General features: G+C 49.1%; 10 protein-coding genes. 4 read left to right on the top strand and 6 right to left on the bottom strand.

The features are described 5' to 3' along the window. Positions 1 to 27 precede the first annotated feature (27 nt). The 6 genes from MZ182_RS03010 to MZ182_RS02985 all read right to left on the bottom strand — a co-directional run bounded on the left by MZ182_RS03010 (position 28) and on the right by MZ182_RS02985 (position 9,439). The gene (locus tag MZ182_RS03010; RefSeq protein ID WP_014609826.1) at positions 28 to 900 is read right to left on the bottom strand and encodes a Wadjet anti-phage system protein JetD domain-containing protein; all 873 of its coding nucleotides are present in this window, start codon (positions 898 to 900) and stop codon (positions 28 to 30) included. Continuing rightward, a complete protein-coding gene (locus tag MZ182_RS03005; RefSeq protein ID WP_248067830.1) occupies positions 888 to 2,108 on the bottom strand; it encodes a phosphoenolpyruvate carboxylase in 1,221 nt (406 codons plus the stop codon). Before MZ182_RS03005 ends, MZ182_RS03010 begins: the two co-directional genes overlap by 13 nt. A 48-nt stretch (positions 2,109 to 2,156) precedes the next feature. Beyond that, a complete protein-coding gene (locus tag MZ182_RS03000) occupies positions 2,157 to 2,810 on the bottom strand; it encodes a hypothetical protein (protein ID WP_248067879.1) in 654 nt (217 codons plus the stop codon). 8 nt (positions 2,811 to 2,818) lie between these two features. Beyond that, positions 2,819 to 6,493, bottom strand: coding sequence for an ATP-binding protein (locus MZ182_RS02995; RefSeq protein WP_248067827.1), 3,675 nt, complete (start codon positions 6,491 to 6,493; stop codon positions 2,819 to 2,821). 316 nt (positions 6,494 to 6,809) lie between these two features. Continuing rightward, on the bottom strand, positions 6,810 to 7,421 hold the full coding sequence (locus MZ182_RS02990) for a response regulator transcription factor (protein WP_248067822.1): 612 nt from the start codon (positions 7,419 to 7,421) through the stop codon (positions 6,810 to 6,812). Next, positions 7,421 to 9,439: a sensor histidine kinase gene (locus MZ182_RS02985; protein ID WP_248067877.1), complete on the bottom strand. Its 2,019-nt coding sequence runs from the start codon at positions 9,437 to 9,439 to the stop codon at positions 7,421 to 7,423. The genes MZ182_RS02990 and MZ182_RS02985 overlap by 1 nt, the downstream gene beginning before the upstream one ends. A 279-nt stretch (positions 9,440 to 9,718) precedes the next feature. Here MZ182_RS02985 and dsrO point away from each other — a divergent pair, with 279 nt between their 5' ends. The 4 genes from dsrO (at position 9,719) to MZ182_RS02965 (ending at position 16,342) form a co-directional block, all read left to right on the top strand. Next, positions 9,719 to 10,501: a sulfate reduction electron transfer complex DsrMKJOP subunit DsrO gene (gene dsrO, locus MZ182_RS02980; RefSeq protein ID WP_014609822.1), complete on the top strand. Its 783-nt coding sequence runs from the start codon at positions 9,719 to 9,721 to the stop codon at positions 10,499 to 10,501. Then, complete coding sequence (gene nrfD, locus MZ182_RS02975; protein ID WP_025008365.1) at positions 10,491 to 11,573, top strand: NrfD/PsrC family molybdoenzyme membrane anchor subunit; 1,083 nt, start codon at positions 10,491 to 10,493, stop codon at positions 11,571 to 11,573. The genes dsrO and nrfD overlap by 11 nt, the downstream gene beginning before the upstream one ends. Before the next feature lie 35 nt (positions 11,574 to 11,608). Further along, entirely contained in the window at positions 11,609 to 14,716 is a 3,108-nt protein-coding gene (locus MZ182_RS02970) for a tetrathionate reductase subunit A (protein WP_248067819.1), read from the top strand. A 318-nt stretch (positions 14,717 to 15,034) separates the two neighbouring features. Continuing rightward, complete coding sequence (locus tag MZ182_RS02965; RefSeq protein ID WP_011918644.1) at positions 15,035 to 16,342, top strand: methyl-accepting chemotaxis protein; 1,308 nt, start codon at positions 15,035 to 15,037, stop codon at positions 16,340 to 16,342. Positions 16,343 to 16,349 lie beyond the last annotated feature (7 nt).

Here is a 16,349-nt window from a genome sequence, read left to right as displayed (position 1 = left end):
TTACAGAGAGATGGGGAAGAATAAAGGTTAACTGTATGCCAGTAGTACTAGCTCAAGCCGATGATGCAGCAGGTGCTGCTGTTTGATACTAATACGGTGTTGATTTAACCAAACGGCTAATTTTTGCCAATGCTTTAACTCGGCATTTTGTAAATACTTAGCCTGTTTCGCTTGCTTGTCAAAATCATCAGTAGAATTAATTTGTGCTATCGCCAATAACTCAGCAGGTGCTGTCAGCGCAAGTTGTGGCACAAGCCAATGAGTCACGCCCGTTAAGGTATGGGCGATTTGTAACCCTGCGGGATCTAAGTCGGTAAAGGCAATGATCGGCAATTTATCTGCCATCGCTTGCAAAAAATGCCGCACGCCAATCGGGGAATGATGACCGCTACCGCGGTAGATAACCATCACATTAGTTAAATCCTGTGGTAAACGCGCTTGATGGATAACATCAAATACATCTAAGTTTTCAACCACTAGGATGGTTGCGACATTGAGTTCATGGCAATGCTTTTGTGCTTCATCCAATGGAATACGCAGTGATGTGCGTGTTGAAATCCCAGTTGGTGAAGATCCGAAACCCAGATACTTCATCAAAACGTATTCGGCTTCGGGACGGATCTTAGCGAGCTTTTCATCGTGACTTTTAGCGGACATCGCCATGCGATCGACGTTGAAATCAAGCTGCCTTAAATCAAGCCCCATTAACGCCAACACGCTTTGCCTTAGCAGTTCGAAATCTTTGGGCGCAAAACACAGATACTTTTCGGATCCGTCTAACTCACCCACTTCTAACTCGCGATAAATCGCGCGCCAGTTAGCCGTGAGCTTAACCTTGGGAGAACGCTTAATAAAAGCGTTCTCCAACAGTTGTAATTGTTGCTGGCCTAGGCGAGCCATAATTCCACATCGCGAATAATAAAGTTGCCGCTATAGATGGGATGCGGCTCGCCCAATGGTTCAAGCTCAAAGTAAGCTTTGTGTTCATCGGGCAAACCTTCATAGCCACCAATCACTTGATAAATCCAGCTTTCGGCGTCCCAAGGCAGTGCTTTATCCGCCAGATATTCCAGCGCCGATTGGCGCAGGCCAGACTCAATCACATCGACAAAATACTCATCCACCGCTTGTTTGAGCGGATTATCCGGCACATCGAAGTCTTCACTTTGGGTGATAGAAACGGATACATCATGCTCACGCACCGCCGCAATCACGGGATGACGACTAATAGCTTTAATGTGCGCGACTATGCCCATCAACTCCAACTCTTGGCTGGCGTTATGTACATCAACCGATGCAGGCGCGAGCAAGATTTCGGCGCGATTGAATAGGCTTGGAATTTCCTTGTGGGACACATGGTCCGCAGGACGATAATCCGGATGTAAATCAGTGTAGAGTAACCAGCCCTTGAGCAAACGGGTACGGCCACGGATTTGCCTGAAGCGACCTAAGAGTTCGAGTAAACGCCCCTGCACTACGCTCAGTTCCTGGGCGCAGTCGCTCATGGTTTCCTGTAAAGTCGTCACTAAGAGCTTGCGCAGTTCACGGATATCGCCTGCGATTTCGCCTAGCTCACTAAACTGGAACATCTCTAAGCCATTAAGCAATTCAGAGACTTGGCTTTGGGCTAATTCGTTTTCGCGGATCTTAGCGTTGATCGTACCGACGTAACCGAACTCGTTGTTGATCCGGCCCCAGAGCACACGAATCGAATAACGCAGACTGTCGGCGAAGCTATAAACATGCTCGCTTAAATCTGATAAATAGGCCTCGGCGGCGCTGTAGTCTGAGCTATGACGCGCCTCTTTATAGTGGTCAGCCAAGGTTTTAATGGTCGCTAAGGCCGAGCCCACATTAGAGTCGATTTGGCGATTGCGCTCATCACTTAAGCCTTCTTCGAGTAAGGCACGCACAGACCGCTTAAGCCGCAGCTCCTGATCTGGCTCTGGCCGCCACAAAATCCCTGCCTGTTTAAGCTTTTCAACCACTCTTGGATCGTGCGCATCCTCGTTAAGAGAGCCCGCCAAATAGGTGTCCATAATGATGTCAGCATGGCGACCTAACTGCTTGAGCAGTTTCACACCCGCCTGATGTAAGTTACTGCTCATCATGGCCTCCTTGGTCGCAGCTTTTACTTAGGTTTAATCGTAACAACATTAGATTAAGTCCCGCTGGGTCGCCGTTTCTGCCTGCGCTTCTAGGCTTAAACCTTCGGTTTCATCGATAAACCGAATGACTTCGTACAAATAATCCAGCTTGCCCGTGGCGATATAGATTTGCTTCTCCGCATTGGGGCGCACTAAATAGCCGAGTTCGACTAAACGTTTGAAGACTAACTTGATTTGCGCATCGCTGTTAGTACTGGTCGAGCCAAATAGCCGATATTGGCTGAGTTTGGCTAACTGCTCACGGAACGCCGGCGTGTCTTCGATACGGCTTTGCAGCTCGGTTAACCGCACGGGCGCACCTTCGCTCAGCGGCGCATCTTGACCACTGGCCTCTTGCACTAATACCAACCATTCCACCAGCGGGATCAATGCCTGACAGATATCTTTGAACTGTGATGAAATCACTTTACGTTCGGCATCGCCTAACTGTAAGTAACCGCAGAAAAACACATCGCCTTCGGCGGCAGAAGCCACGGTACGGTTGATTTGATTGAGGTAAGCCTCAACCCTCTCGCGGGTGCTGTTATTTTTAAGGGTGCGCCAGCCTTCTTCATTAGTGGTGCGGCAAATAAACTCGCCCTTGAGTAACAACTCAATTAACGCGCCGGTGCCGACCAATACGGTTTGGTTCGATTCGTTCATGCCGCTCATTAGATGGCCTCCTTCGACAAACGCTTATTCAACATGTCTGCAATTGGGTTGACCTTAGGTTTTACCACCTGCAACTTCTTAGTTTGTTTGTTGATAATGTAACGGTTGGCGAACAAGTTCAGCACCTCAGACTCAGGGTTCGGGAAGGCGCCCAGCACACAAATATTGTTGTTTTCGCAGGCGTCGAAAATCTTCTTCACGTTGGTATGGTGCAAGGTGCCCAGCTCATCGATAGGCCAGTGAATGGTCACATCGCTTCGGCCACGCAGCAAGCGCGTGAATGCCAACAAGAACTTACACAAAATCAGATATGCCATACCGTGGCTTGAGGATTCGTTAAGTTGTCTATCGGTGCGGATGATTAAGTCGCTGTTACCTTCTTTAAGGCGCAGCTCGATTTCCAGCAACTTAGAGATGCCCCCAGTTAACGCGGCGCGGCCGATAATGTCTAAGGCGCGGCGCATGCTGTTGGTGTAATCCTCATCGGGCAAGCCATTAAAGCCATCGGCTTTCCAATGTTTAAAGGCTTTGACGAACTGTTCAAGCTCAGGCCAAAACTCTAACTCACTGATGCGCGAGCGAATACGTACCGCCGATTCAGACACGCCATCGAGGAATAACTCTTCGCCCACTTCGCGGGTAATGCGCGCACTTTGGGAGGCAATGCGGCGGTCGATATCGGCGAGTACATCGTAGAAGGCGGTCAAGTCGACACCAAAAATCCGTCCCTGCTCACGCAGCGCCATAATCGATTGCGGCACTATTACGTTTAGCAATTGTTCAAGTTGTGGCACTAACTTGCGGTAATCAAGCAGACGAATACCTTTGTCGTTGATAAAGCTCGATTCTTCACGGGCACGCTCCCAAGTTTCGGCAAGACCTGAACCTGACTTGCTGGCGATCACTGAGTCAAAATGCTCCACATATTGCTTCACTGAACCCATTAGGTAATCGCGTTTTAGCAGCAAATCTTCACCTTGGCGCAGACGCTCGCCTAGGCTGCCTTGGGCTTCTTCGTTATTGGTTGGTAACTTAAGCTCGGCGAGTTTACGCATTACTGCACGTAACTTAGTTAAGTTTTCAGAGGCTTCCACCTGCGCCGCATTGGATGCCTTAAGCTCGGTATCCAATTTTTGCCTACGGGTCTTCACCTCTAAGGTTTTAGCCTTAAGCTGTTGATCGATTTCCGATACGGCGCGCTTCACATCGCTAAGCTGAGTTTGCAGTTTAGGTTTGCGCGCAAGCCAAGTGTGCTGATACCAATCGTCGAAGCGCAGTACGTCGCTGCGGCGCTGCTCGGCGCGGCTGATTTTGGTTTCTAACTCGCGAATTTGTTGCTTAAGTTTGAGGATATTATCCTCATCCACACCGCGGGATTTAAGCTCGTTTTTGTACCAAGTCTCGCAGGCCTTCTGCTCAATTTTGGCACTTTCACGGCGCCCTTCAATGGTCGCTTTAATTTGCCCGAGTTGATTGTCGAGCGCACCGATGACTTCCTGCCAATAGGCATTCTTTTCCATGCGCGCTTCTAGCGCTTGCTCTTTTTGATCTTCGAGCCAGAGTTCGTGCTGATGTTTAAGCTGTTTTAGCTCACCATCAAGTTGAGTTAGTCTTTGTCCCGCATGGGCTTTGCGCTCACTCAATGCTTTGTTGATTTTGTCTTGCTCGCTGCGCTTTTCATCGAATAGTCGACGCAGATCGTCACGGCTATTTTTGTACGCCGTGCGGGCAAAGGTCAGTTCACGGCTGAGATTATCCAGCTCGCCATTAATCGAAATTAATTGTGATTCCGCCTCGGTTTGTAGTTCCTGAGCACTTTGTAACGCTTCTTCGGCTTTGCTTAAGCGAATACGCAGCTCTTGCTCAGAGGCGGCATATTCAGGCACATCGATGGCTTTAAGATCTAAATGTACGCCAAAGAAAGCTTCGCTCGACTCACTTACTAAACTGGGATGTAAATCAGTGCGATGCAGTAGTTCAGGCGCGATCACTTTACCTAAACTTTGCTCCCAACCTTGAGCTTCCTTACGCAGAAACTCCAATAGGGTGTGGGATTGCGGGAACAGCATGTGGTGCAGTTCATCCAGCGCAGTTTGACGCTCATTCACCCTTAAGGTAGCGATACGCAAGGCTTCGTTGGCTTGATCGCGCTTAGATCTGAGTTTGCGCTCATCGCTGGCAAGACGCTCGACCTTAACATTGCAGCTTTCTTGCTCTTCATCGGCGCGGTGAATACGTTCGTCGAAAATCGCGAGGCTTAACTTTTCTTCTTCGGTGTAAGTCACACCATCGACACGTAATTTAAGCTCGGCGGCAGTAAGTTTGAATTGGTATTCCTGCTCGCTAAAGCTGGCCTTACCCGCATCGATTTGGTTGCGCCATTGCGCTTCTAAGGCATCAATATCGGCGCGCGCCACCTCGCGCTGTTTATCGCGGGCTTCGCGCTGCTTGTCTTGGTCGCTGTGCAGACTTTCTAATTCACGGTTTAACTGCTCGCCAATCTTGCTACGACGGGCATTGTAGGCCGCCTCAATATCTTGGTGTTTCTCGGTTTGCAGCTTATGGCGTTCACTTAAGTTTTCAACATCGGTGCGCCAGTTTGGTAGCATCTCTAAATCAGCTTTAGCCTCTTCGATGTTGGCATCTAAAAAGGCGGCATGCTGATTTTCAATCGCATCGAGTTCATACTCGCACTTTGCCACATCACCCTTAGCGGCAGATAAGTCGAGGTTTAGCTCATCGCGCTGCTCTTTCCATTCTTCATCTAATAAGCGAAGCTTTAAATTCAATTCCTTAGCTAGGGTTTGCTCCCTATCTTGGCGATCGGCTTCTAAGGTTTCATCGTTTCGATAACCGCGAGACAGACTCGATAAACGCAGTTCGGCGCTGAGCAGTTGGTTAAATTCTTGCTCGAGTTTTTCAAACTCAGGGCGAATGACTTCAAAGCCTTGGATAAGTTGGCTTTCACGGATCCACGCTTCAACGCGCTGCGGATTCAAACGTGAGCTGGGCGGATTAACCCCATCTTCCTCTAAAATGGCGGCGATCATGGATTTGACCGTCTCCATCTTGCCTTCTTTGGAGTGCACCGCTTTAGCGAGTTTTTCGATGTGGCGCAGGGAATGCTCACCCTCACACAGGGCAAATTGGCGTGCATAACCGCGTAGTTCGCTGCGGTTACTGCCCGTGCTTAATAGGGTGCGATCGTTTTGAATAATGGCGCGATATTCACGGGTATTAAGCAAATTAGTGGTGGCGATGCCGGCACGTTTTAAATCACGGCCTAATTCCGCCATGGTGTGGCACAGAATAGTGTCGCCATTTTGCGATTTAATATAATCACTTAACTCAAAACCTTTGGCGATAAAACGATAGTTAACGCCCTTACCATCGCCCGCCGAGGCCAGTACAGCTTGGTACAGTAAGCCATCGGCCTTTTGATATTCGTAAATGATGTAGCTTGAATCGTGTGGCAAATACCAACGCTCGAAACTGTCGCGGGTCGAAGGCACCACGCGGCTTGGGTATTCACCATAAAAAACAGGGACTAGACGTTGTAATGTCGTTTTACCCGAGGCGTTAGTACCACAAATGTTGGTATGACCATTGAGGGCGAGTTCCACCACGCCCGGAAGGTGCGTATCAATCAGCACAATACGAATCAAGCTTGCCATTTCATTCCTTATGCAAACAGGAGAGTCTTATCTAAGCTGCAGAAGTTTCTACACAAATAAGAGAAAACAATCCAAGAGGGCCACTGACGTTAAAATCGTGGCCTAAAAATAGTGCCCCTAAAATAAGGCAATCACAGTGTATTGGCAATTAAGCGGCGATGCACTAATGCCTTAGCTCACATCTCAGCCCATTGCTCAGCAAAAACCTAACCCCATAGCTAGGCCAATATTAAGCGGCCAATGATACGACAACTTAGCCCAAATGGACGGCTAACAAAGCGGCAATTAGCGCGATAAAAGGTAAATTCCAACGGATTTATTCGAGACGTAGGCGTTCGGCGATCCGACTGTAGATCAGCATCATTTCCGCCAGCGATCCCACTTGCATGCCTTTCATCAAATTGGCGCGGTGGATCTCAACCGTGCGCATGGCAATACAGAGACTATCGGCGATCTCTTGGTTTTTCAGGCCTTGGGCAATCAGGTTGAGTATTTCCCGCTCCCTTGGCGTGAGCGCTTGATAAGTCTCAAGATACTGATTGTCTTGATGATGCGCCTTGGTATGTTCCAACGCTTTGACAACCGCTTCGGCTAACTTAGCGCCATCGGCGGGCTTTTGGAAAAAATCCACCGCACCGAGTTTAAGCGCATCTACCGCCATAGGCACATCGCCATGGCCAGTGAGATAAATCACCGCTAGCGGACTATTTTTTGCCACTAATTCAAGATGCAACTGCTGACCACTCAAACCCGGCATACGCACATCGACTAGCGCACAACCCGGTAGTGTTAAGTCAACTGTAGTAAAAAAGGCTTCAGCGCTATCAAAATCGATGATCTTAAGGCCATAACTTTCAAGCATAAAACGCAAAGAACGACGCACTGAGTCATCGTCATCGATTAAATACACAGGTAACTCAAGGCTCATTATTGTGCTCCATTGGGTTCAGGTTTACGCGGTATAGCTACCTGCGCTTGGCAACCGCCACCCATAGCGCTTTCTAGGCTAAACGTCCCACCATGGCTCTCGGCAATATCACGGCAAATCACTAAGCCTAAACCTAACCCCTCTGATTTAGTGGAATAAAATGCTTGCATCAGCAGACTGGTCTCTTCGGTTAACCCTGTGCCATTATCTGTGACTGTCAGCAAGAGCGTGCATTCTTGATAGCGAAGATCGATATCGATCGTGGGCGTGTATGGCTTTTGCGTGATGATCTGTTCGGTGCCACTGGATTCAAGCTCTAACCGCTGAACGCAGGCGTCAAAGGCGTTTTTCAGCAAGTTAAGCAACAACTGCTGCATGCCAACTTCATCGAGGGACTGTAAATAAGGTTCACCATTCACATTGACGGCATGGTTTATCTGATGTTGTTCAAACTCATAGGCGAGCAGCGGCACAGTATCATTGACCAACTCATGCAGATACAAAGGTTGTTTCGACACAGGTCGCTTCTTCAATAAATTACGTAAGCGACTGATAATATTATCGGCGCGCGTGACTTCCTGCTGGATCAGCGCCAATACAGATTGCAACTCCTCAGGGCTCGTCCCCCGCTGTAATCGCACTTCGGCGCCATGACAATAATGGCCAATCGCCGCCAAAGGTTGATTGAGTTCATGGGAGAGACTCGCGCCAAGCTCACCCGCGATTGCAATACGCTGGGCATGTTCCAGTAACGCGCGGTTTTCATTGAGCTGGCGCTGAGTGTTAATCAACTCACGGCCGCGGCGACTAAAGCGGTATTCAAGCCAAAAATGATACACATTGAGTAAAACCAAAATTCCTAACACAAGCCAAGCCCATTGTTGATGTAGCTTGATCCACTGCCACGCCCTTTGCCACCATGGTGCCTGCAAAGGATGCATATCGAGATCTTTAAGCAGTTGATCGATCGCAAGCTGACTCACGGCCGTGGTCCAGCCCGCAGAATCAGCAGACTTAGCAGCGAGATGATCTTCGGGCAGCGCCAGCAAAGCTTGAGTCACACTTTTAGCCAGAGACTGGGAGGCGCGATTGGTCTTTGCCATAGACCAGTTGGGATAAAGGTGAGTCGAGACTTGGCAGTTGAATCCCGCAGGCGCTTGATTATCGAGCACTCGATAATGGCCGATGTTAATAAGACCTTCCGTTTGCATCTGCTCAAGCTGACACACAGGCACCACAGCCGCATCCAGTCGATTATCTTTCGCCGCATCATCACCACTTTTTTGATCATCTAACTGATAAATCAAGTTATCTAGCGGAAACCCCAACGGAATGATCTCTCCCACAAAGCGAGGCAAATCTATGCCCTTTAGCTGCGCTTCGTACACTAAGGTCAAGTAACCGCCGAAGGCATTTTTCGATACGATCCCGAGTCGACGTCCCTTAAGATCACTTAAGGTGTGATAGGGTGAATCGGCGCGCACCACCAGCGCCGAGCCCACTTGCATTGCCGCGCCATTATTTAACGGACTGCGCAGGGTCGCCAACCAAGTAAGGGAATATTGCCGCGCCAGCAACACGGATTGCCCTGGGTTGGTGATCACAAAATCGAGCCCTTGGGTTTCAACGCCCTTAGCTAGCTCATCGAGGGTAAGAGGGTGTAACCTAAAGTAACTGTTGGGAATTTGGGTTTCGAGCCACCCCATCAAAGGTTGCCAGCGGTTGATGGTTGCCTTATAACCGCGGATGGCTAACACGCCAACATCGACTACTTGATAACTGGGCTCTTCGATAGCAACTTGAGCAACAACCTCAGGGTCAGTTAAGCCCGAATGCGCACTTTGATTCAGTGGCTCCGCAGCAAACACCTTAACTGAAGCCAGCAAGCATAGGAATAACACTGCGTTCCTTGGCCTTTTCCTCGGTATTGCCACGGAATGTGGAGTGCTCAGAATCGATAACGGCCACTTGACCGATACAGCGAAGCGAAACACAGTTTTCATCATCCTAAATAACATGAAGTGCAATACTTTATCCCCAGTCACTCACACTAAAATCAAGTCCAACTTAAGCTAAGAAAGGCCAAACTCAAGTAACAAAAAATAAAACCCTAGCATTTTGAAGGCTATTCTAACGGATATTTGTTGCGCTAGATCAAGTCCATACCCGATATGTGGAAAACCACTATAGTTATGCCGCCTCCCCTTTTACAGAATGCCTGTAAACCTCGCCATAAACCTTACCCCTAGGTCTATGAGCCAGTTTATTCGCCATCTGCAAGAGTGAAGGAAATCTGTATGGACAAGAGTAAACGTCAGTTTCTCGGCAAAATAGCCAGCGTCAGTGTTGGCGCCGCACTCATCCCTGTCGTACAAGTGTATGCACAGGATGATAAACGCAACCTTCAAAGGCACAGCGCCAGCGAAGGCCAAGTGGGTAAACGTTACGGTATGGTAATTGACTTGCGTCGCTGCGTGGGCTGCCAAGCCTGTACTGTGGCTTGCACTATCGAGAATCAACCGCCCCTCGGCCAATTTCGCACCACAGTGCAGCAGTATGAAGTCTCGCAGCAGGAAGATACTACTCCGCCTGCGTTTTTAATGCTGCCAAGACTTTGTAATCACTGTGAAAACCCGCCCTGCATCCCAGTTTGTCCTACGGGCGCTACCTTCCAGCGCAAAGACGGCATAGTGGTCGTCAACAATGAATGGTGTGTTGGTTGTGGCTATTGCGTGCAAGCCTGCCCATATGATGCGCGCTTTATCAACCACGACACTAATACCGCCGACAAATGTACCTTCTGCGCCCACAGGTTAGATGCAGGGTTACTGCCCGCCTGTGTCGAAACCTGCGTAGGAGAAGCCCGTGTGATTGGCGATCTGAATAATCCCAACAGCCAGATAAGCCAACTGCTCGCCGCCAACAAAACCGATATCAAGGTGCTCAAACCGACGGCCAACACTGCGCCACGGGTGTTCTACATCGGCATGAGCAGCGCTTTTGAGGACAAGATTAGCGGCCAAGCCCCCGTTAGAACCTTACTTACCGATACTGGCGAGGAGATCCACCATGGTCATTAAAGAAATCTTTACCCCAGATATCGCCATTACTTGGCTACCTTGGGCAGTACAATACTTTTTTATGATGGGGCTCGCCTACGCCAGCGTATGGGTAGCGACAATACACTTGTTCAGCCAACCCAAACCCGATGACAGATTGCTGAAGCTCTGCGCCTGTTTAATGTTAACCGCAGGCATAGTCGCCCCTATCGCCTTACTCGCCGATTTACACCAACCGCTGCGGGCTTGGCATTTTTATGCGCAAGTTCGCCCTGATTCTTGGATGTGGTATGGCGCCTTTTTACTGCCCGTATTCTCGGGCACCAGCGCAGTGTTTGCTTGGCTGCTACTGCGTCAATATCTGCCTAAGCACACCACGAATCAAGACTCAGATTGGGTGAATAAAATAGGCCAATTACTGAGATTCGGTGATTGGAACAGTGACAAATTCATCAAGCCGATCGCACTGATCACGGCCCTGAGTGCCTGCAGTATCGCCCTCTACACTGGCATGGAAACCATGGCCATTAAGGCGCGGCCACTGTGGCATACCTATTGGCTGCCACCTTTGATGGCAATGAGTGCCCTGCTCGCCGCCTGCGGCACTTTGGTGGTACTGAATCGACTATTAAAGGGCTACCAACAGCGCACCCAAGACAGCCTATTACTCTGGGTAAGAGCGAGTTTTGGTCTATTCGCCCTATGCCTTATCGGCTGGGCGTTATTCGATAAGGGCTCGGCCCCTGAAGCCGCACTATTGCTTGAAACCAGCCCAAGCTGGCAACTGGCTGCGATTTGGGTACTGGTCACACTCGCCGTGCTGGCACTGATGCTCGCCATTCGTCACTTACCCAATATGGCAATGCTAATCGTCAGCCTCACGGCCATTCACCTTGCGTGGGGATTTCGCTGGATAGTGCTCATCCAAGCGCAAACCGATCCTAAATACGGCGCGGGGACTTACCTCTATCAACTGCCTTGGGGACCCGAAGGGCTATTAGGCATAGCTGGTACCTTCGGCCTTTGGTTAGCATTAATGGCGCTGGTCTCCGAACTTATTCGCCACACGCCTGCGGCAAAACTTGCTCGCTGAGCACCCAAATAGTTTACAGAATTAAGGAGTCCATCATGGATAAGAGTAAACGTCGTTTTATCAAAGGGGCCGCTGTAACGGGTGGTGTGGGATTATTTGCTGCGGGTTATAGCCATACATTAGCGCAAATAGGTAAAGGTGTCGTCAATGGTACTTCAGGAAAACCGACCCAAGATCCGCTGCACGGCAATTCCTTAGCACCTGAATACAAGGTCGATTTACAGTCAGGTCAGTTAATCAGCAATGACGATCAACGCATCGCCAATACTATGTGCTTAGGTTGCTGGACCAAATGCGGCGTGCGCGCTCGTATCGATCAAAAAACCGATAAAATCATCCGTATCAGCGGTAATCCTTATCATCCGTTGTCATCGCGGGAACATATCGATTTTGATACGCCGATCAAAACCGCCTTTGTTGGGCTTAGCGCCTTTCAAGAACAGGGTCTACAGGGGCGTTCCACCGCCTGCGCCCGCGGTAATGCCATGCTAGAACAATTAGATAGCCCACATCGCGTCACCCAATGCCTTAAACGCGTGGGTAAGCGCGGCAGCGGCCAATGGCAGAGCATTAGCTTTGAGCAATTGCTGAATGAAGTCGTCGAAGGCGGTGATTTATTTGGTGAGGGCCAAGTCGAAGGACTAAGAGCGATTCGTGATATCGCCACGCCACTCGATACCAATAATCCAGAATACGGCCCTAAAGCTAATCAGTTACTGGTCTCAAACGCATCAGATGAAGGCCGCGATGCCATTATCAAACGCTTCACCTTCAACAGCTTTGGCACGCGCAACTTTGCCAACCACGGCGCTTACTGTGGATTTACCTACCGTGCTGGAGCGGGCGCTTTATTGGATGATTTGAAAAAATACGCCCACTTAAAACCCGATTGGGACCATAGTGAATTTTTACTCTTTATCGGCACTTCACCGCAGCAATCGGGCAATCCCTTTAAACGCCAAGCAAGACAATTGGCTAACGCGCGGGTGAATAACAGCAATTTCAGTTATGTGGTGGTGTCGCCCATGCTGCCTAATACCTCGAATCAACCTTGCGCGGGTAACAATACTTGGCTGCCGATCCGCCCCGCCACCGACTCAGCCCTCGCCATGGGCATGTTGCGCTGGATTATTGATAACCAGCGCTACGCCGCCGATTTTTTGAGTGCGCCCAATATCGATGCCGCAAAAGCATCAGGTTACCGTGGTTTTAGTAACGCAGGTTTCTTGATCGTCAGCGAACCTACCCATCCAAGATATGGCCAATATCTCTTTGCCAGCGATCTTGGCTTACCTTTCGACGACAAAGCCTACGGCGAGCAAGACTCGCAGTTGGTTGTCGATGCCGCGAGTGGCAAGATAGTTTTGGCTAGCCAAAGCCTGAAAGCCAAGCTCGACGTTGACCAAAGCGTCGACACACCTAAGGGAATGATTGCGGTTAAATCTAGCTTCCAACTGTTAAGTGAAGCGGCGCAGAGCTTCGAGATGGCACACTATGCCAAGGAGTGCGATATCAGCGAGGCGCAGATCATTGCCCTCGCGGATAAATTTACCAGCCATGGCACTAAGGCTGCGGTGATCTCCCACGGCGGCACAATGAGCGCCAATGGTTTTTATAGCGCGTGGGCAATCATGATGCTCAACGCCATGATAGGTAACATCAATTTAAAAGGTGGCGCATTAGCTTCCGGCGGTTCCTTCCCCGCCTTTGGTAAAGGCCCAAGGTATAATCTGCAGGAGTTTGACGGCATGGTCGAGCCTAAGGGCGTATTCCTATCGCGATCTAAATTCCCCTACGAGAAAACCTCAGAGTATCGCCGTAAAGTCGAAGCGGGCGAATCGCCTTATCCAGCTAAAGAGCCTTGGTTTCCGATTTCATCGCCCTTGCTTGGAGAACATTTAACCGCAGCGGTGCACGGTTATCCCTATCGACTCAAAGCATGGATTAACCACATGGGCAATCCGATTTATGGTCAAGCGGGCTTAGGTGAAGCCATTGGTGAACAACTGAAAGATCCCAAAGTGCTACCACTGTTTATCAGTATCGACAGCTTTATTAACGAAACCTCGGCGCTATCGGATTATATCGTGCCCGACACCTTAACCTACGAGTCATGGGGTTGGAGCCCTTCGTGGCATGGGACTCTGACGAAAGAAACGACAGGTCGCTGGCCGATTGTCGAACCAAGGGTCACAAAAATGGCCAGTGGCGATGTGGTGTGCATGGAGTCTTTCTTGAGCCAAGTGGCGATGAAACTGCAATTACCTGGTTTTGGCGAAAATGCCGTTAAGGCCGCAGATGGCAGCTTACATCCGTTAACGCGCGCAGCGGATTATTCCCTTTATGGTGCCGCTAACGTGGCCTATTTGGGTAAAGCCGTCGCCGATATCAATGCCGAGGACATGTACCTTAGCGGTGTGAGTCGTATCCAAAGTGAGCTCAATGCCAGACTCAAGCCAGATGAAGTTAAAAAAGTCAGCTACTTATTTGCCCGCGGCGGCCGCTTTGAAAATATGAGCGGTGCGCGGGATGAAGTGGGGAATCCAACCAAGGTCTGGCCAAAACCTATGATGCTGTGGAATCCCGAAGTGGGCAGTCGCCGTAACAGTCTCACAGGGGAATTTATGAGTGGCTGTCCGCGCTTATATCAACCCGCCTTGGCCGATGGCACGCCGCTCGATAAGGCGTTTGATAAGTCACAGTGGCCTTTGCTGATCAGCAGCTACAAATCCCACACCATGAGCTCTATGAGTATTGGCTCGGATCGTTTGCGCCAAGTGCACCCTAATAATCCGGTGCGGCTGAACGAGAAGACCGCCGCTCGCCTTGGGATCAGCACTGGTGACACGGTCAAGATCAGTATGCCCAACGGCAGCGTAATCGCCTTAGTGGAATGTGTTGCCGGAGTGCACCCTGACTGCATCGCTATCGAACACGGTTATGGTCATAAGGAACTCGGCGCGCGGGACGTAGTGATCGACAACCTTAAAATCGCCGCCAATCCGCTGATCCGAGTCGGCATCAATATGAACGACTTGAATCTGTTTGATCCGAGTCGCCACGGCCGCTACCCGCTGGTGGATTGGGCAAGTGGCGCTTCGGCAAGACAAGGGCTGCCCGCAAAAATAGAGAAAGTCGTATAAGGTTTATTCTCACCTCAAGTTGGCAGGCTTTTATGCAAAGCAAAGCCCGTATAGTGAATCTACACAAACGGGCGATAATCTAGCAAAAACGTCTGCCAAACTCCGCTACTTGGCAACATTTGCTCATGTAAGCTTGATGTCTGCACTTTATCCACATCTGATTTTAGTGATCTTACTTGCCAATATTGCAGTATACAGTTCGGCGTACCATGTTAATAAAAACCACAAATCATCCCAATCATAGCTATATTTATCAGTGTATTTGGCGCCATATCATCCAATAAAAAAGAGTTCGTTTTTGAATTAAGGAGTATCTCAGTGTTTAATTCATCGTTACGTAAAAGCCTTGAAGAGAGTGAAGCGAAACTACTGGAATCAGAATCTTTAGTTGATTCCATCGATAACAGCGTCGCCACTATCACGTTTTCACCAGATGGTGAAATCCTAGATGCTAATCCTCTGTTTTTAAATACGATGGGTTATTCTCTGGTAGAAATTATAGGCCGAAGCCATAGGATATTTTGTAAGCCAGAATATGCAAACGCCTCTACCTATCGTCAGTTTTGGGACAACTTGAAAGCAGGCCATCTGCAGGAAGGTAATTTTTGCCGTATCCATAAAAATGGACACGAGATATGGCTTAAAGCGACTTATTTTCCCATTAAATTAGATGGGAAAGTGATAAAAGTGATGAAGATTGCCGCTGATATCACGAAAGAAAAGCTTCAACTCGATGATCAAGCGGCTATTTTCGATGCATTAAATAAGTCACAGGCTATTATTGAATTTACGCCAGAGGGTACCATACTCAACGCCAATCATAATTTCTTACGGGTAATGGCGTACAGCAAAGAACAAGTCATCGGCAAGCACCACCGTATTTTTTGCTTTGATAATTTCTATCAGCAACAACCTCATTTTTGGGACGATCTTAAAAATGGGCAATTTAAGAGCGGTTTGTTTGAGCGTAAAAATGCCTATGGTCAATCCATCTGGTTAGAGGCTGCCTATAATCCCATTATTGATGAAAACGGTCATGTCAGAAAAATCATCAAATTCGCCAGCGATGTCAGCGCGCGAATCCAACAAAATCAAGCCGTTCAAGAAGCCGCGAATATTGCGCTGATCACCTCACAACAAACACTTACACAAGCCCAACAAGGTGTGAAATTGCTGGATGCAACAGTAAGTACCTCAAATGCCATTGCCGAGCAAACCCATAGGACGACGGATTCAATGGCAAAACTCAATGAGCAGTCTCAGAGTATTCAAGCCATTGTTGCAACCATCAGTTCGATTGCAGATCAAACGAATCTTCTGGCGCTTAACGCTGCCATTGAAGCTGCGCGTGCAGGTGATCAAGGGCGTGGCTTTGCCGTTGTCGCCGATGAAGTGAGACAACTTGCAGCCCGAACCAGTAAATCAACCAGTGAAATTGCCGCCGTAGTCAGTAAAAATACTCAATTAACCGCTAGCGCAACACACATGATGAATGAGGTTGAGCGTATCGCTCAGGAAGGGAAACTGCAGTTAGCAGAGGTGACATTGGTTATGGGGGAAATTCGTAATGGGGCGGAAAATGTCTCATCAACGGTGTCAAAGCTTTCCATCGACGATCAACATTAATCCGCAT

The sequence above is a fragment of the Shewanella sp. JNE2 genome, from assembly GCF_023159115.1.
Lineage (GTDB): Bacteria > Pseudomonadota > Gammaproteobacteria > Enterobacterales > Shewanellaceae > Shewanella > Shewanella putrefaciens.
This window is presented reverse-complemented; position numbering and strand designations above follow the sequence as displayed.

What these genes read in the sequence shown, in the direction of transcription:
- MZ182_RS03010 (WP_014609826.1), bottom strand. Translation starts at nt 900, where the DNA reads ATGGCTCGCCTAGGCCAGCAACAATTACAACTGTTGGAGAACGCTTTT.
- nrfD (WP_025008365.1), top strand. Translation starts at nt 10,491, where the DNA reads ATGGTCATTAAAGAAATCTTTACCCCAGATATCGCCATTACTTGGCTA.
- MZ182_RS03000 (WP_248067879.1), bottom strand. Translation starts at nt 2,810, where the DNA reads ATGAACGAATCGAACCAAACCGTATTGGTCGGCACCGGCGCGTTAATT.
- MZ182_RS02970 (WP_248067819.1), top strand. Translation starts at nt 11,609, where the DNA reads ATGGATAAGAGTAAACGTCGTTTTATCAAAGGGGCCGCTGTAACGGGT.
- dsrO (WP_014609822.1), top strand. Translation starts at nt 9,719, where the DNA reads ATGGACAAGAGTAAACGTCAGTTTCTCGGCAAAATAGCCAGCGTCAGT.
- MZ182_RS02995 (WP_248067827.1), bottom strand. Translation starts at nt 6,493, where the DNA reads ATGGCAAGCTTGATTCGTATTGTGCTGATTGATACGCACCTTCCGGGC.
- MZ182_RS02985 (WP_248067877.1), bottom strand. Translation starts at nt 9,439, where the DNA reads ATGTTATTTAGGATGATGAAAACTGTGTTTCGCTTCGCTGTATCGGTC.
- MZ182_RS02990 (WP_248067822.1), bottom strand. Translation starts at nt 7,421, where the DNA reads ATGAGCCTTGAGTTACCTGTGTATTTAATCGATGACGATGACTCAGTG.
- MZ182_RS03005 (WP_248067830.1), bottom strand. Translation starts at nt 2,108, where the DNA reads ATGAGCAGTAACTTACATCAGGCGGGTGTGAAACTGCTCAAGCAGTTA.